Source organism: Pseudoalteromonas sp. P1-8 (assembly GCF_001399985.1).
Lineage (GTDB): Bacteria > Pseudomonadota > Gammaproteobacteria > Enterobacterales > Alteromonadaceae > Pseudoalteromonas.
Genome location: NZ_LJSO01000005.1, coordinates 113,579 through 130,972, shown reverse-complemented (window position 1 = coordinate 130,972; position 17,394 = coordinate 113,579). Strand labels below are relative to the sequence as shown.

The following is a 17,394-nucleotide window of genomic DNA, read 5'->3' as shown; positions in this document are numbered from 1 at the left end:
AAAATAGAGTTAAACAACGCAGATAAATTTGACTTCATTGGTTTAATAATTGATACAATTATTCAGGTTAGATTAGGAGTTTGTATGAAAGTATCGTTTGAGCAATTAAAAAGCATGGTGGTGTTTGCCCACATTGTGCAGCAAGGCAGCTTAACTAAAGCAGCTCAGCAACTTGGTTTATCAAGGGCTGTTGTTAGTTATCACTTAAAGAAATTAGAACAGCAACTAAAGCTTACCTTGCTTAACCGCTCAACGCGTACCATGACCCTCACCGAAGCAGGTATGGCTTATTATGAACGTTGTCAGGCTATCACCGAGCACGCTGAGGCAGCTAACTTACACCTTGAAAACTTAAAGAGTGAACCGGTTGGGGTTATTAAATTGAGTTGCCCGGTGAATGTAGGCTTGCAACTTGTGGTACCAGCACTGGCTCAGTTTAAGCGTTTGTATCCGAAAATTGATATTGATTTACAGCTTAGTGATGATGTGGTTGATATCATCAAAGAAGGCTACGACTTAGCGATTAGAGGCGTGGCCCTTGAAAGCTCAAGCTTACAAGCCTCTAAACTTGCAAGTATGGCTACTTGCTTATGTGGCTCAGTCGATTACTTTACAAAATACCCTATACCAAAGAGCATCGCCGATTTAGCGGAGCATACATGGGTGGTGTATCAACCAAGTAGTGCTGTTGTCACGCTAGAAAAAGATAAACGCCGCTTTGAGGTGGCAGTTAGTGGTGGCATAAGTACCAACAACGCTGCTGCACGAACTGCCTTTGTAGAAGCTGGGCATGGCTTAGCGAAAATCCCAGTTTATGATGCATTGCCAAGGATCAAAGCAGGATTGTTACGCACAATCTTAGATGATTACAAAACTGCTGATATTGAACTTTATGGCGTATTCCCGCCAGGGGCGGCGGGAAGTAAAAAGCTGCGGGTTTTACTTGATTACTTGAAGGATTATTTTACTAATCAAGTAGCCACTATGACGATTTAAACAAGTGTGCGATTAAATAAAGCGACTGCTTGTTGATACATGCTGATGGCAAGAGCTGGGTCGTATCGGTCGCCTTCGTCGCGCATAAACGCATGTTGGGCGTTCACTTCTTGCCACTGGTAATTAATGCCTGTTGCCACCGCTTGTTGGTAAATTTTAAGGCGGCCTTCTTTTGGTACATGTGGGTCTTGTTTACCCCAAACAAAGTGGATCTCACCTTTAATATCTGCCATGCGCTCAAATGAGTTATTACCTGCTTGTGCTGGTAAAGTATCGCTGTGTATATCTGTCGCGTATAAACAAAAAGCGGCTTTGATACTTGGGTTTAATGCAGCACGGTATGCAAGGTGACCACCAATACATACGCCCATCGCACCTACATTTCCTGTGCAGTATTCTTGCTGACGTGCAAATGCAATTAAGGCGTCAGTATCTGAGTCATGGCTCTCAAGCGGTTTTGCCCATTTGTCGGCATTGCCTTTGTCTTTACCAGCATCATCATAGGCAAGTACTGTCCCAATAGGATTTAACTCATGAAAAACTTCTGGCACTAACACGACAAAACCATGACCAGCAAGTATTGCCGCAGAGCGTGCAATTGGTGCTGTTTCTTGGAAAATCTCAGAATAGAAGATAATACACGGGTATTTACCTTCTTCTACAGGACGATAAATACTGGTGCGCATTACACCTGTGTTAGTCGCTATGTCGTGGCTATGGTGCTGAATAATCATGTTTATCCTTGTAAAAAACGGTTTAGCTAATAATACCTCAGCTCCACCTTTTGGACGAGTAAAAGCCCTTGAAATTTATTGATGCTCAGTTAACTCTCTGAGGCAGGATACTGCATACAGCTTGCGTAATAGGTAAGAGTAGCAGGCCAGTCAGAGAAAATAGCCATTACACCAATTTGCTTAGCAAGCACGTCTATCACATTCATCATTTGCCCATCTTGTTTAATTACACGGGCAATCGACTGGTAATAATAACCACCGCCATTATTTAATGGACCAGAGCGCTCTAAACTCCAAGTAATGATGTTCAGTCCAGCTTGTTTAGCTTTAATAGCATAAAGGGAAGGCACGATTGCACCTGACTCATCAAGGCTCAAAAGCATCCACATTGGCGGTGCGATAATGCGTACTCCATCGTTATATAGAGCCTGCATTGATGGCTGCCAAGTTGTTTCATCCATGGCATCAAAGTCTGCTTGCTCATCTCGGCCATCAAGATAAATACTGTTGTTTGCAAATTCAGGGTGATTGTTTAGCCAATACTTCACATCTTCAAGATTAAATGATTGAGGATAAACATCTTGGCTATTCACACCTAAAGCTCGGTACTCATCAAGCATTTTTTGCGCATAATCTTGCTGGCTAAAACCGTTAAATGGCATGCTAACTTCTGGGCTTTTTAGTTCGGGTGTCATTTTTACACCCAGTGATTTGAATAACTCAATGCTTTGCTGGTGGGTCATTACGGTGCCACTGTTTGCGTATAAATCAGTGCGCCAGCTTGGTGTGCCTTGCATATATTCTGCGACCGTTTTGGCATTTGCATTGGCACCATCCATTTTAGCTTTTAAGGTTAAAAACTCAGCTTGGGTGATATCGCTGGTGCAGCATTTAGCATGAGCTGGTTGGCCGTCTTTGGCCGGGGTAAAAGGTTGGCTGCATTTTGCAGCGAGCTCAGGAATCGCTAAAATGTTGGTAGTAGTGTGTAAATCACACTGTGAATGGCGACACACGAGTTGTTTGTCTTTAGTAAAGGCGACGTCACATTCAAGTACGCCTGCGCCCATTCTTGCAGCGGCTAAATATGACTCTTTGCTGTGCTCAGGAAACTGCATGGGGGCACCGCGATGACCAATTACAAAATCAGTTTTGTAAAAAGGGTCATTACCGCAGGCAGCAAGTTGCTGCTTTAAAGGCCCATCTGTCATCTTGTCGATTAAATAGTAAGGCCTTGCACCCACTTGCACTGCCTGATCCATAGGCAGATTCTTACAGCCTTGAATAACGAAAACTAAACAACATAAAACCAGTGCGCGCATAACAGCATCCCTCTAATCGAATAGAGTTTAGCCTATCATGACTCCGTGGCAGTTTTATTAAGTTTCTGATTTATAATAAGTGCTAATAAGATAATCGCTGCGCCGATAGCAAGCTTGATGATATCGGCATCACGATTCCAAATCACAATGTTAACGATGATCCCAGCTGGGATCAGTAGGTTATTCATTACGGCCAAGGCACCTACATTGACAATAGTCGCGCCCTTATTCCACGCGAAATAACCAAGCCCTGAAGCAATCGTGCCTAAGTAAATTAACACGCCCCATTGTGTCGTTGTGGTGGGTAGCTTACTGGTATCACCAAATAAGCCGTAACAAATCAGTGCGACAATTAAAGCGCCAATAAAGAACCAAGCAAACACCCGAGAGTGAGGGAGTTGCTCATCTTGCATTAAACGTTTGTAAGTTACTTGACCGGTAGCAAAGCAAATATTGGCAGCCTGAACCATTAACATACCAATAAGATAGTTTTCATCGACGCCTTCATAGCGAATAGCAACGGCGCCTAAAATAGCTAGCATTGCGGCGAATAAAAACTTTGCATTAAAACGTTTTTCAAGCAAATCGTTTAACAAAGTGATGTAAAGTGGCGTCATTACCGTGAATAGCAGTACCTCGGGCACACTGAGGTACAAAAACGAATGGTAATAGAAGCTGTACATCACACCAAGTTGTACTGCGCCTATTGCCATGAGCTTTAGGGCTAAGGCTTTAGGGGTTTTACGCCAGTGCAAAAAGGGCAAAAACACGCAAGTTGCCAAGCCGATGCGCATTAAGACACTAAACCATGCATCTACTTGGCCTGCTAAATAAACACCAATAAGACTAAACGAAAAGGCCCAAAGTAGGGTTACAGCAAATAAGTAGGTCATGTTTGATTAATTTGTAATTTTAAAAATTGCACTATAACAAAAAGCCCGCATTAATTGCGGGCTTTCATCATTTTGCGAATAATTTTAGATTATTCAACTAAACCACGACGCTTTAATAGTGCGTCTGTTGTTGGTTTTTGACCACGAAACTCAATGTAGCTTTGCATTAAGTCGCGGCTATTACCTTTAGATAAAATCTCTTTACGGAAATTATCACCGTTTTCACGTGTTAAACCACCTTCTTCGGTCATGTGTGCAAACGCATCTGCTGCGAATACTTCAGTCCAAAGGTAAGCGTAATAACCCGCTGAGTAACCACCGGCAAAGGTGTGGCTGAAGTAGCAAGACTTATAGCGTGGTGGTACTGGGTAGTAAGCAATACCGTGCTTGTCTAATGCATCATGTTCAAACTTTTGAACGTCTGTAATGTCAGCATCAACACCAAATGAGTGCCATTCCATATCAAGCAGTGCCGCAGCTAAATACTCAGTTGTATCAAAGCCTTGGTTGAATTTTTGTGACTCAAGTACTTTATTTAAAAGCGCTTGTGGAATTGGTTCACCTGTTTTGTAGTGCTTGGCATAGTTTGCAAGTACTGTTGGTTCAATATTCCAGTCTTCATGTGCTTGTGAAGGGAATTCAACGAAGTCACGAGCAGTTGCTGTACCCGCTAAGCTTGGGTATTTAACATCAGAGAATAAACCGTGTGCAGCGTGACCAAACTCATGGAACATAGTCGTTACTTCAGAGAAAGTCATAAGTGTAGGTTGACCTTCAGCTGGCTTAGGAATGTTCTGTGCGTTGTAGATCACAGGCATAGTGTCTTTAAGGCCGCTTTGGCTAACATAAGCACTCATCCATGCACCACCACGTTTACCTTCACGTGCGTAAGGGTCCATGTAGAATAGACCGATAGCGCTACCGTCTTCGTTAAATACTTCAAACACCATGACGTCTTCGTGATAAACCGGTAAGTCTTTACGCTCTTTAAAGGTAATGCCGTAAAGTTTATTCATCGCAAAGAATAAACCGTCGTGGATCACTGACTGCATTTCAAAGTAAGGCTTAACTAAAGCAGGGTCTAAGTCGTACTTCTCTTGGCGAACTTTCTCAGCGTAAAACGCCCAGTCCCAAGGTTGAAGCGCAAACGTTTCACCTGACTTTTTAATTACTTGTTGGATTTGCTCTGCTTCAGCTTCTGCTTTAGCAACCGCTTTCGGTGCTAAGTCATCAAGGATGCCGTAAACATTTTCAGTTGTTTGCGCCATACGATTAGTCATTACATACGAAGCCCAATCTTTATAACCAAGTAATGCCGCTTTTTCTGCACGTAGTTTAGTTTCTTTGATGATGATAGGGCTGTTTGTTGCTTGTGCACGCGTTGAAGAAGTTGTCCAAATCTTTTCACGAAGCTTGCGGTTTTCAAGGCTTTGTAAGATAGGTTGGCGAGTCGTGTTCACCAATGTGATCATGTAACCTTCTTTACCTGCTTTTTTAGCAGCAGCTGCAAGGCTTGCAATTTCACCTTCAGATAAACCCGCTAATTCACTTTTATCTTTAACTAAAATCACATCTTCTTTAAATGATTTTAAGATGTTTTGTGAAAACTCAGTTGAAAGCTTGGCAAGCTCTGCGTTGATTTCACGCATTTTTGCTTTTTCAGCTTCAGTTAGTTTTGCACCCGCGTTAACGAACTTTTTGTAGTAGTAATCAACAAGGCGTTGATCTTCAGCATTTAAAGATGCTTTGTTGTCGTAAATGCTTTGTACGCGAGCAAATAAAGCTTTGTTTAGGTAAATGTCATCAGTGTGAGCTGACATAATCGGCGCCATTTTCGCGGCGATACGTTGGTACTCACTGTCAGAGATTAAACCTGATAAGTTAAAAAATGCCGCAGATGTGCGGTCTAATAGCTCACCAGAGAACTCCATTGCAACAAGGGTATTTTCAAATGTTGCTGGTTCTGGGTTGTTTGCAATCTTTGCAATTTCAGCTTTTTGCTGTGCGATGCCTGCTTCAAACGCTGGCTCGTAGTCTTTGGTCGAAATTTTATCAAACTCAGGGGCCATGTATTGTAAAGGGCTTGGCTTGAAAAGAACGTTTTCAACATTAGCTGTTTGTGTTTCAGCGGCAGTTTCAACTTGAGTTTGAGTGTCGGCTTGTTGTGAACTACAAGCAGATAATAAAAGCACACTAGCAATCGTAGTTGCTACTAAGGTCTTACGCATGAGAGCTCCAAAAATGTGGATAAATCTTTTCTAACTTACCAAATTTTTGGCTAGAAACAATCAAGTTTGTCGTTTGATTGGGGAATTTGAACGCAAATAATGTGATTGAGAGGATAAATGTGTGTAAAAAGCCATCAATTGTTTATTAATGGCTCACTTAAGTAAAAAGTGGCACTAGCTGCCAGTTTAAATCTTGATGGTAATAAGTCACCATAGATTAGTTGTAACCCAACACAAACTTTTTCTCTGAGCCAAAGCTCTCTGGCATAGCGTTGCCAAACTCTTTGTTAATTAAATTCAGTGAGTGTTCTTGCTCAGCAAGTAAGTTTAAGATGCGGTTACGGTACTCCAAACTTGATTCAAATAAGTTTAGATCAACCAAGGGTTGTAAAGTGGCAAGTTTTTGTGTGAGTGTCATTTGTGACATTGTGTTCTCCTCGTGCTATTCAAAGCCTGTGAAACCTCAAGCTCTCTATGTATATAGCAGCTGTAGTCTAAAATAGTTAATAATTAGCGCATATTGCGCATAAAGAACTTAGTATTTACCAAGTTTTCACCTATTATGCCGTGCTAAACTTAGTCACAACTGAACCAAACTGATTTTTACTAGGAATGTTAATTTATGACCCTTGTTGATCTGCAATCTGCATTATCGTTTGTATTGTTCACCTACAATGATGTGCAAATTACTGTACTAAAAGTAATTCAAGTGCCTTTGGCGCTGTTTTTAATGTGGTTTGTGGTTACCTGGATTGGTCGATTAATTAAAAAAGCATTACTGGCAAAAAACCTAGGCCCTGACGCGGTTCACTTATTTACCCGTATTTACCTTGTTGTGACCATCGCAGTGCTTGTGTTTACCTCGCTAGAGGTACTCAATATTCCTCTAACGGCGTTTGCATTTGTTTCTGGTGCCATTGCGATTGGTGTTGGTTTTGGTGCACAAAACATTATCAATAACTTCATTAGTGGTTGGATTTTAATGTGGGAGCGACCAATTCGTATTGGTGATTTTTTAGAAGTGGGCACAGCTAAAGGAGTCGTTGAGACAATTAATACTCGCTCAACCCGTATCCGCCGTAACGATGGTGTGCATATGCTGGTACCAAATAGCCAGTTATTAGAAAACACAGTAACTAACTGGACCTTAATTGACCGTAATGCCCGTTCATTTGTGAATGTTGGCGTTGCTTATGGTTCAGACGTGGTGCTTGTAGAGAAGCTGATGAAGCAAATTCTTGATGATCACCCAGCCATTTTAAAAACACCTGCATCATCTGTGTTATTTGATGACTTTGCTGATAGCTCTTTAACTTTTAGCGCTATTTTCTGGGTGTGTGCTGAATCAGAAGCCCCGCTTCGCCAAGTGCGCAGTGAGCTGCGTTTTAGCATTTATAAAGTATTTGCTGAAAATAACATTACCATCGCATTCCCGCAGCGCGATATTCATATCGATGGTGAGATAGCTTTAACAAGGCGTAATAACCAAAAATAAAAAAAGCGGCTTAGCCGCTTTTTTTATGCTCGTTCATTGAGTTTTTTTAGCTTCATAGCAAGCAACACCATCATTATGCCAAATACGATGGCATAGGTTGCAACTAGCCAAAGTAGGGTGATTATGCCCGCGCCAGGGTTAAATATCAGATAACCACCAAAGATAATCGAAATAATACCGCTACCAATTAACAGCCATTCATTACTGATCTCTTTGCGTAGCTTACTCGCAATCAATATTTCAATCACTCCGATAGCAATGGCCCATGCGGCAATAAAGTACAGCATTAAGATAGCTGTTACGTTGGGAGCAAACAGGGTTACAAGTGCAGCAGCAATTGAAATTAAACCACCCACTAATAGCATCCACCAAAGTGGGTTTTCATTTTTTGAAGCAATAGCTAACCAAGTTCTAATGGCACCATCGACAAAAAAGTAAGCGGCGAAAATAAACATCAGAATCGCTAATGAGGCTTCTGGGGCAAACCAACCACATAAGCCAAAAACGATGGCAATGGCACCGTGGATCATTAATGATGACCAATGGGGGATCAGTGAACTTGAGATTTGCATAATAGTATCCTTTGCTTAAGTCTCTATATAACTAACATTTCAGTGCTTGCTTGCAAAGATTTTTAATTATTTTTTGTACAGTTACACAAACCATGCTCTAATTTAATTAGCTGATTATTTCAGCGATTTAATGTTTATCGAACAAGGAATAGAGTGTGAGCCGTTGTAATACCAAGTTTTCATTACAATTTAGTAAGTTATTAGTGTGTTTTTTACTGTTGTTTAATGCGCCATTATGGGCAACAACCACACCAGAAGTGACCGTTAAATCTTTAATTGATAAAGACAACAAGGAAGAGCAAGCCGAACAAAAACCGGCCAAACAAGAATCTGAAACAAATACACCTGCTACAACGGAAAAAGTGCAGGAGCCTCTTGAAGATGACTTACCCTATGATGCGTTTGACCGAATTACGCCACGCAGCTCCATGCAGGGGTACTTAAAAGCGGCCCGGGACCGCGATTTTGAACGTGCAAGCCATTATCTTGATTATCGTAACTTACCCAAAGACGTTGAGGCATTAGGAAAAATCCAGCTTGCTGAAAGTTTATCTGTGGTACTTGATCGTACCTTATGGGTCGATGTTGATAACTTGAGCAATAAGCCTAAAGGAAAACAAAAAGAAAGCGTGCCTAGTTATCGTGATTTGGTTGGAGAAATCAGCACTTCACAAGGTAAGGTGCAAATTTTATTGCAAAGTGTACCGGATGATAAAACAGGTAATCGGATCTGGAAAATATCGAATGCCACCGTAAGTCAAATTCCTTTACTCACCAAAGAGTATGGCTATAACCGAGTCGGTGAGTGGCTTTACAATAACCTGCCAGACATAGAGTTTTTAGGGGTGATGCTTTGGCAGTGGATTTATTTTGCCTTCACATTTGTTCTGTTTTTAGCGGTCGCGATTATCATAACCCGCCTAATTACGTTTGTTCTCGCACACTTAAAAGTCCCTGTAGAAAAAGATGTTATTGGTTTTATTAATGGGCCAGTTAGCCTGTTACTTGCAGTATTTATGGCGCGTTCATTGAACGACCAATCTAATGTAACTATTGCTGTGATGGCGCTATTCCATGGCGCGACCGTATTATTGATCGCTTGGGGCTGGATTTGCCTACGGGCAGTTGATCTTGCCAAACACAGATTAAGCCAGCGCTTTATTAGACAAGATAAACCACAAGCGATTTTCTTATTACGCCCTATAAGTAATGTAGCTAAAACCCTGATTGTCATTTCGTTGCTATTCATGTGGTTTGAAAACTTAGGCTTTAATGCCACTACCTTACTGGCAGGTTTAGGTATTGGTGGCCTTGCAATTGCCCTTGCAGCGCAAAAAACTGTTGAGAATATCATTGCAGCAATCACCTTATATATTTCTGCACCAGTAAAAATAGGTAGCTTATGTAAGTTTGGCAGCCAGTTAGGCACGGTAGAAGAGATAGGGCTAAGAGCGACGCGAATTCGAACGCTTGATCGTTCAGTTATCTATGTAGCGAATGCAAAGTTTGTTGATATGCAGCTTGAGAATGTTTCGGAACGGGAGCGTATTTCTTATCGACCTAAATTGATGCTCAGTGCCAATACTAAGCAACAAAACCTAATGTCGTTTATGCAAGCCCTAAGAGAGCTTTTAGAGCAACATAAGCACATTGCCTTTGAGCCTTGCCGTGTTCGCTTTAAAGGCTTCACGCCTTGGGCTTTACAAGTGGATGTACTAAGCTACGTAGAGACCGTCGACTTTGCTTTTTATATGGAAGTAATCGAAGAGTTAAACTTAGCAATCTTAGGCTTATTAAATGAGCATGAATGTGAATTAGCTAACCCAGAATTCGCACGTGTGACTGATTAGTTGCTAAAAAAGGGGTAAATGAAAGCGGCTCTCATTTGTACATAATGTCTACACATTGTTGCAATTAGATGCACAGGACATATGTCCGCTTTAGTGAAAAATAATTGCATAAAATCTTCTAAATGTGGCGATGTTGCCGCTAATTGTTGTAAAAAAATTGTATATTTCTAATTTTTAATGCAGTAAAAGTGTCATAAAGTGTTATAATCGTCAGCGTTCGTTCAGCCTCTTTACTTCGTTTTGCACTCTCGAACTAGAGGTCCGCGCAGCTTATTACAAGGCGCGAAAAATTGGCCGAGCCCGTCAAATGAATTGACGCAACATCATCACCGTTGAATAAGAGTGCATAAAAAAGGTTAAAACCCGACATGAAAGCAATGAAAAGATCTACGTTAGCAACACTTATCAATGCAACGTTGTTCTCTGCCGTAGCAGGTACTTCATTTTCAACTCTTGCTGCCGACGAAGCGACAGCAGAAAAAAACAACCAACTAGAAGTTATTCAAATCACCGCTCGTAAACGTGTAGAAAACGCTCAGGAAGTACCTGTAGCTGTATCTGCATTACAAGGTGACAGCTTAGACGCTTACAGCTCAGCTGGTATGGATATTCGTTTTATGAATGCGAAGATCCCAAGCTTATCAATCGAATCTTCGTTTGGTCGTTCTTTCCCACGCTTTTATGTTCGTGGTCTAGGTAACACTGACTTTGACCTAAATGCTTCTCAACCAGTTTCGTTAGTTGTAGACGAAGTTGTTCAAGAGAACGCAATCTTAAAAGGTTTCCCTGTATTTGACGTAGCACGTGTAGAAGTTCTACGTGGCCCACAAGGTACTTTATTCGGTCGTAACACACCGGCTGGCCTTGTTAAATTTGATACAGTTAAGCCATCACAAGAATTTGAAGGCTATGGCTCAGTTTCTTACGGTAGCCGTGGCGCAGTTGATTTTGAAGGTGCTGTTGGCGGTGGCCTAACAGACCGTTTATCAACGCGTGTTTCTGTACTTTGGCAAGAAAAAGACGATTACATCGATAACCGTGCACCTGGTTTTGAACAAGATGACGTTTTAGGTGGTTACACTGAAAAAGCGGCACGTGTTCAGTTCTTATATGAAGGTGACGATTTCACAGGTCTTTTCAACTACCACGTTCGTGATATGGACGGTACGCCAATCGCATTCCGTGGTAACGCTATTAAAGCAGGCACAAACGATTTAGCTGATAACTACGAACATGATGTGGTTTACCACGATGCTGCTTCTCGTGCGACACAACAAGTTGAGTCTCAAGGCGCAAGCTTAAAGCTTGAGTGGGATATCAATGATTTAACTCTTACGTCAATCTCTGCATGGGAAAGCGCTGAAATCTATTCTCGCGCTGACATCGACGGTGGTTACGGTGCAAGCTACTTACCAGATATGGGCCCAGGTTTTATCCCGTTCTATTCTGAAAGTGCTGACGGTATTCCAGATCAAGACCAATACACGCAAGAACTTCGTTTATCTAGCAACTATGCTGGCGACGTAAACTTCCAAGTAGGTGTTTTCTACTTTGATGAAGCGCTAACAATCGAAAACTTCAGCTACGACACTTATGGTTCAACACCAGGTGAGTTAAACGGCTATGTTATCCAGCAGCAAGATACCAAAGCATGGGCGGTATTCGGTTCATTAGATTACACAATCACTGATGACTTAAAAATCACTGCAGGCCTTCGTTACTCAGATGACGAAAAAGAGTTCTCTGCAAACCGTACTTTAAGCCCAGCAGGTGGCGGTGCGTTATTCCTAACAGAAAATCCAAGTGACGACCACGTTAGCTGGGATTTATCTGCTAACTACAAGATCAACGACGACGTAAACTGGTACGCGCGTGTTGCTAACAGCTTCCGTGCACCAAGTATCCAAGGTCGTATCTTATTCGGTGATGAAGTAACTGTTGCTGAGTCTGAAACTGTGACGTCTTTCGAAACAGGTATCAAATCAGACGTACTTGACGGCCAAGGTCGTGTAAACGCAACTGTGTTCTACTACACAATGGATGACCAACAATTAACAGCTGTAGGTGGTGGTGCAAACTTCAACCGTTTAGTTAATGCCGATAAGACAACTGGTTACGGTTTTGAGTTAGACACTGAGTGGGTATTAACTGACAACCTAAACGCTACATTTAACTTAAGCTACAACAACACTGAGCTTGATGATAAAGACCTAGCCGTTGACGTGTGTGCGCAGTGTACTGTAACAAACTCATTAAACAGCGCAGGTCAAGCTATCCTTGATGGTAACAGCTTACCGCACGCACCTGAGTGGATCTCTAACCTTACATTACGCTATAGCCGCGAAGTAGCTGACGGTGAATTCTTCACTTACGCTGACGTGTCTTACCGCAGCGAAATCAACTACTTCTTATACGAGTCAGTTGAGTTTGAAGGCAAGCCATTAACTGAAGTAGGTTTACGTTCAGGTTATGCTTGGGCTGAAGGCGACAACGAATATGAAGTATCAGCATTCGTTCGTAACATGTTCGACGAGCAGCAATCAATCGGTGCTATCGACTTTAATAACAACACAGCAATGGTGAACGAAGAGCGTTACATCGGTGCTGAGTTCAAAGTAAGCTTCTTCTAAGCTGAAATAATAAGTCCTATTAAAACCCGCTGTATAGCGGGTTTTTTCGTTTATAATCGCGTTGGTAACTGCTAAAGTGGCAGGATTAATTGAAGAGAAAGAGAATAACTATGGCTGGATTTTGGAACTACCGTGTAATTTTTTGTGAAGCAACAAAAGATGAAGCGGCACAATATCAAATTCATGAAGTTGAATATAACTTAAATGGTAAAGTGACTAACTGGTCAGAAACCGGTGCAGCACCATTTGGTAATACAGTCGAAGAACTTGAAGCAGATGCAGATCGTTTAAAAACAGCGTTTTCTAAGCCGGTTTTAAAAGTGGTAAGAAAGCAACGTGGCTACGAGCTGGTTGATGTAGAAACAGGCGAAGAAGCTTTTGCTGAGCCACCTGCGGGCTTAACTGAATAATCATATTTAAAGGTGCCTATGGCACCTTTTTACTTTGAAGGAATGAGGATGACTTTAAAAGCAGTATTGTTTGATATGGATGGCACCTTGGTTGACTCTGAAAGTGTGCATTTTAATATTTGGAATGACTTGTTAGCTCCTTTTGGCGTGCAGTATGATGAAGCTACGTTTTGTCAGCGCTTCTCAGGAAGACCCACACTTGAAGCCGCTAAAGAGGTTGTGACAAATTATGGGCTTACTATCAGCCCAGAACAGTTAACGGATGATAAGTACGCTGCATTTGGCCGTTTTGTTAGTACTAATTTACCTGCCTTTATGCCACATGCAAAAGCGGTGCTTGAGCAAGTCAAAGCCAGTGGTTTAAAAATGGCATTAGTAACAGGTAGTGCAAAAGATGAAGCCTATCCTATTTTAAAAGGCTATGGCATTTTCGATTGGTTTGACTGTGTGGTTACCAAAGATGATGTTAATAATCCTAAGCCTGCTGGTGACCCTTACCAACTAGCCCTAGATAAACTAGATATAAAGGCTAATGAGGCTGTAGCTGTCGAAGATACCTTTACCGGTGTTACCGCTGCGAGCAACGCAGGTGTTGCTGTGTATGCGGTGCCAAATCATTTCACGTTAGAGCATGATTTTAGTAAAGCCGCGGGTGTGTTTGCTGATTTGAACGAATTTTTCAAATGCCTACAAACTAAACTATAATTAGCTGACTGTTGCTAAGCTGCTTTTGTTAAGTAGTCAAAGCCAGAGCCCGTTAATACTCACAAATTTGCAAGGAAGCAATAATGGTTAAATTCACTCGTGCGCTTTTGTGCGCAATCACGTTATTTATAGGCTTTTCAGCCGAAGCGCAACAAGCTCCTTCAGTGCTTTTAGCAAACGTCTATCAAGCCGAAAAGGTAAATGTATCTGACTATTTAGTTAGTGAAAAATATGATGGCGTTCGGGCTATTTGGACAGGGAGTCAATTAGTAACCCGAAATGGTAACCCAATTTATGCCCCCAAGTGGTTCACAGATCCACTGCCAGGTGTTTGGCTTGATGGAGAGCTTTGGACTAAGCACCAAGATTTTGCCAATGTGAGCGGGATCGTTCGAAAAGTCACACCTGTAGAATCAGAATGGCAAACCGTCAATTACATGATATTTGATATGCCGGATGCGACAACGCCATTTAGTCAACGTTATGAAAACTACACAAGGTTAGTAAACCAGCTGCAAAGTGAGCATATTAAAGCCGTTGCGCAAATGCACTTTAATGATAACAAGCAACTTAGTTTGTTTATGGATGAACTAATCGCACAAGGAGCTGAGGGCGTCATGCTGCATCTAGCAGCTGCAAAGCATAGTGCAGGGCGAAGTGATGCATTGCTAAAGTTAAAGCCTTATTTTGACGCTGAAGCGGTTGTAATCGGTTATATCGCAGGAAAGGGTAAGTATAAAAATATGCTTGGTGCACTCAAGGTGCGCAGCAGTGATGGTACCGAGTTTAAAATTGGCTCGGGGTTTACCGATCAACAAAGATCATCGCCCCCAGCGATAGGTAGTACTATTACCTACAAATATCATGGCTTTACTAAGAATGGCCTACCACGTTTTGCAAGCTTTTTACATGAAACGCCATAGCGTCATTCAAAAACGGCTGCGACTATGGTAAATTTCGCGGCCTTTTTATTGATGTATAGGTGTTAGAATGTTTGCAGGCTTTGATTACGGTAGCTCAAATTGTGCAATCGGTGTAATGAATAACGAGCAACAAGTCTCTTTAGTGCCGCTTGAGCAGGGCAAGCAATATTTACCCTCAACACTTTATACTCATCACAGTGCATTAGTTGTCGATTTTGTGACAAAACACCTTACGGGTAGCCCATTTGAGCACGACTTTAAAACTGAGCGACAAGCGCTTTTAAATACCATTCCTCGTATTAAATCTGACCTCGATATTCAAACTGGTGATGAGACCTTATTTATAGGTCGAGAAGCAATTAGTGAGTATGTGCAATTTCCTGAAGAAGGTTACTTTGTAAAATCGCCTAAGTCATTCTTTGGTGCAGTAGGCTTAAAGCAAGGGCAAATAAACTTCTTTGAAGACATTGCCACGGCGATGATTTTAAAAATTAAACAACGCGCCGAGCAATCATTGCAAGACACATTAACAGAAACGGTAATTGGACGACCGGTAAACTTTCAATCAGTCGGTGGTGAAGAGTCTAATCAACAAGCGCTCGGTATATTAGAGCGAGCAGCAAAACGCGCAGGCTTTAAAGAGGTGTCGTTTTTATATGAACCATTAGCGGCGGGCATTGATTATGAAACCTCATTGCAGCAAGACCAAAAAGTGTTGGTTGTCGATATTGGCGGGGGTACTAGCGATTGCTCATTTGTACAAATGGGGCCGAGCTTTCGTGATAAGCAATGCCGTGACAATGACTTTTTAGCTCACAGTGGTAAGCGTGTAGGTGGAAATGATTTAGATATTGCGCTGAGCTTTCATGGTTTAATGCCATTACTAGGTTTAGGCACTGAGTTTAAATCGGGTCTTCCACTGCCGAATCAACCGTTTTGGCAAGCCTGTAAAATCAATGATGTAAATCTGCAAAGCCAGTTTTATAGCGATGCCCATCATCGCGAGTTACTGACTCAACTTCGTGAAGTTAAAGAGCCTGCGCTTTTTAAACGCTTAATTCAATTGCAGCAAAATAAGCAAGGTCACCAATTAGTGCAGCAAGGTGAAGCGGCAAAAATTGCGCTCTCGTCAGCGAATGAATTTACTACAGATTTGCGCTTCTTAGATTCAGACTTAACGCAGTGCTTAACGCTAAAAGATCTAGCTTTAGCTGTTGATGACTCAATAAGCCAGATAGTGAGCTTAGCTAAACAAGCGATTCAAGAAGCTGGCACAATGCCTGATGTCATTTACTTAACGGGCGGTAGCGCGCAATCACCGCTGATAAAGGCCGCGTTAAAATCCCATTTAGGCGATATAAATATGCTGAACGGGGATCACTTTGGTAGTGTTACTGCAGGTTTAACTAAGTGGGCGCACAAGCTTTATAGCTAATAGCCCCCACTTTGATATATCGACTTATAGAACTAAAGAGTCACTTGGCGCGTTGCGAGGTATTTTTCGTAATCTGGCAACGTGCGGCACAGCTCAGTTTCCATCATAGGTGAGCTTAATAGCATATCGGCACTGACTTCATTACAGGCAACAGGAATATTCCAAACCGCAGCTAAACGCAGTAATGCTTTTACATCTGGGTCGTGTGGCTGCGATGCAAGTGGATCCCAGAAAAACACCAGCATGTGCACTTCATGTTCAGCAATTTTAGCACCAAGTTGTTGATCGCCACCCATAGGGCCGCTTAGCAGCTTAATTACTTCAAGCCCTGTTGTACGCTCGATTAAATGACCTGTTGTGCCCGTACCGTATAGCGTGTGCTTACTTAAAATGTCTTGGTGCTTTTCACACCACGCCTGTAGGGCTGCTTTTTTACCATCATGGGCTACGAGGGCAATATTCTTTTTGGCTGGTAAGGCTTGTTGTTTTTGTTCCATAAGTGCTCTTATATCAATAGGTTAATTGCTAGTGCAATAAACACCAGCCCCGTGATCCGATCAATCCAAATCTGGGTTTGTGGGTGCTCACGAAAATAACTGGCTATCTTATCGCCGAAATAAATATACGTGCAGTCGATTGGAAAAGCAAAAAGCGGGTAAAGTAAACCAAAAAAAGCGAGCTGAAAGGTCGTTGAAGATAAGCTCGGATCGACGAACTGCGGAATAAACGCAATAAAGAATAGAGCGACTTTTGGATTAAGTACCTCGGTCATCATTGCTTGAAACATCACATTTTGCTTTTTACTGGTACTTACATGGGGTTTTTCTTCGCACTCTGACTCAGGCTGTGTAAAGGTGTCTTTTAACGTCATTACGCCTAAATAGCACAGGTACGCCGCACCTAAATACTGAACTGTGGTATAGGCAACAGTCGACGCTTTTAAAATTGCCGTTAAACCTACCACCGCAAAAAAAGTATGCACCACACCACCTAAGGCAAAACCAAAGGCACTTTGCATCCCGGCTTTACGGCCATTGGCAAAGGTTTGTGCCATTAAAAATGCATTAGAAGGGCCGGGGGCCACGGCAATTAAAAAGCTGGCGCCTAAAAACGACAGTAGAAATTCTGGATTGATCATCGGCACAAAGATAAAAAGCTAGGTAGTTGATTTTAACAAGCTTCTAGAAAAAGAAAAAGCGGACAA

At 42.0% G+C, this 17,394-nt stretch carries 16 protein-coding genes; 8 read left to right on the top strand and 8 right to left on the bottom strand.

What is annotated here, in order from left to right; genetic code table 11:
* Positions 1 to 84: 84 nt before the first annotated feature.
* Positions 85 to 996, top strand: a complete 912-nt coding sequence (locus tag AN213_RS09015) for a LysR family transcriptional regulator (protein ID WP_054561962.1) — start codon at positions 85 to 87, stop codon at positions 994 to 996.
* Here AN213_RS09015 and AN213_RS09010 read toward each other — a convergent pair.
* The 5 genes from AN213_RS09010 to AN213_RS08990 form a co-directional block, all read right to left on the bottom strand.
* Positions 993 to 1,730, bottom strand: coding sequence for a dienelactone hydrolase family protein (locus AN213_RS09010; protein ID WP_054561961.1), 738 nt, complete (start codon positions 1,728 to 1,730; stop codon positions 993 to 995). The genes AN213_RS09015 and AN213_RS09010 overlap by 4 nt on opposite strands.
* 89 nt (positions 1,731 to 1,819) lie before the next feature.
* Positions 1,820 to 2,989: a glycerophosphodiester phosphodiesterase family protein gene (locus AN213_RS09005; RefSeq protein WP_235575476.1), complete on the bottom strand. Its 1,170-nt coding sequence runs from the start codon at positions 2,987 to 2,989 to the stop codon at positions 1,820 to 1,822.
* A gap of 95 nt (positions 2,990 to 3,084) precedes the next feature.
* Positions 3,085 to 3,942 carry a carboxylate/amino acid/amine transporter gene (locus tag AN213_RS09000; RefSeq protein WP_054561959.1) on the bottom strand — a complete coding sequence of 286 codons (858 nt, stop codon included), beginning with the start codon at positions 3,940 to 3,942 and terminating at the stop codon, positions 3,085 to 3,087.
* 89 nt (positions 3,943 to 4,031) lie between these two features.
* Positions 4,032 to 6,170 carry a M3 family metallopeptidase gene (locus AN213_RS08995; protein ID WP_054561958.1) on the bottom strand — a complete coding sequence of 713 codons (2,139 nt, stop codon included), beginning with the start codon at positions 6,168 to 6,170 and terminating at the stop codon, positions 4,032 to 4,034.
* Between the two features lie 217 nt (positions 6,171 to 6,387).
* Positions 6,388 to 6,597, bottom strand: coding sequence for a hypothetical protein (locus AN213_RS08990; protein ID WP_054561957.1), 210 nt, complete (start codon positions 6,595 to 6,597; stop codon positions 6,388 to 6,390).
* 195 nt (positions 6,598 to 6,792) lie between these two features.
* Here AN213_RS08990 and AN213_RS08985 point away from each other — a divergent pair, with 195 nt between their 5' ends.
* Positions 6,793 to 7,665, top strand: a complete 873-nt coding sequence (locus AN213_RS08985) for a mechanosensitive ion channel family protein (RefSeq protein WP_054561956.1) — start codon at positions 6,793 to 6,795, stop codon at positions 7,663 to 7,665.
* Positions 7,666 to 7,688: 23 nt separating this feature from the next.
* On the opposite strand, the gene AN213_RS08980 is transcribed toward AN213_RS08985, so the two are convergent.
* A complete protein-coding gene (locus AN213_RS08980) occupies positions 7,689 to 8,237 on the bottom strand; it encodes an HdeD family acid-resistance protein (RefSeq protein WP_054561955.1) in 549 nt (182 codons plus the stop codon).
* Positions 8,238 to 8,392: 155 nt separating this feature from the next.
* Between AN213_RS08980 and AN213_RS08975 the strand changes: the two genes are divergently transcribed.
* The 6 genes from AN213_RS08975 to yegD all read left to right on the top strand — a co-directional run bounded on the left by AN213_RS08975 (position 8,393) and on the right by yegD (position 16,190).
* Positions 8,393 to 10,087 carry a mechanosensitive ion channel family protein gene (locus AN213_RS08975; protein WP_054561954.1) on the top strand — a complete coding sequence of 565 codons (1,695 nt, stop codon included), beginning with the start codon at positions 8,393 to 8,395 and terminating at the stop codon, positions 10,085 to 10,087.
* 368 nt (positions 10,088 to 10,455) lie between these two features.
* Positions 10,456 to 12,717 (top strand): TonB-dependent receptor, encoded by a 2,262-nt coding sequence (locus tag AN213_RS08970; protein ID WP_054561953.1) that lies wholly within the window; start codon positions 10,456 to 10,458, stop codon positions 12,715 to 12,717.
* A 110-nt stretch (positions 12,718 to 12,827) separates the two neighbouring features.
* Positions 12,828 to 13,127 carry a hypothetical protein gene (locus tag AN213_RS08965; RefSeq protein WP_054561952.1) on the top strand — a complete coding sequence of 100 codons (300 nt, stop codon included), beginning with the start codon at positions 12,828 to 12,830 and terminating at the stop codon, positions 13,125 to 13,127.
* 48 nt (positions 13,128 to 13,175) lie between these two features.
* Positions 13,176 to 13,832, top strand: a complete 657-nt coding sequence (locus tag AN213_RS08960) for an HAD family phosphatase (RefSeq protein WP_054561951.1) — start codon at positions 13,176 to 13,178, stop codon at positions 13,830 to 13,832.
* Between the two features lie 83 nt (positions 13,833 to 13,915).
* Positions 13,916 to 14,755 (top strand): DNA ligase, encoded by an 840-nt coding sequence (locus AN213_RS08955; RefSeq protein ID WP_054561950.1) that lies wholly within the window; start codon positions 13,916 to 13,918, stop codon positions 14,753 to 14,755.
* A gap of 67 nt (positions 14,756 to 14,822) precedes the next feature.
* On the top strand, positions 14,823 to 16,190 hold the full coding sequence (yegD, locus tag AN213_RS08950) for a molecular chaperone (protein ID WP_054561949.1): 1,368 nt from the start codon (positions 14,823 to 14,825) through the stop codon (positions 16,188 to 16,190).
* 32 nt (positions 16,191 to 16,222) lie between these two features.
* On the opposite strand, the gene AN213_RS08945 is transcribed toward yegD, so the two are convergent.
* Both AN213_RS08945 and AN213_RS08940 read right to left on the bottom strand, forming a co-directional pair.
* Complete coding sequence (locus tag AN213_RS08945; RefSeq protein ID WP_054551787.1) at positions 16,223 to 16,687, bottom strand: methylglyoxal synthase; 465 nt, start codon at positions 16,685 to 16,687, stop codon at positions 16,223 to 16,225.
* A gap of 8 nt (positions 16,688 to 16,695) precedes the next feature.
* Entirely contained in the window at positions 16,696 to 17,328 is a 633-nt protein-coding gene (locus AN213_RS08940) for a LysE family translocator (protein WP_054561948.1), read from the bottom strand.
* Positions 17,329 to 17,394 lie beyond the last annotated feature (66 nt).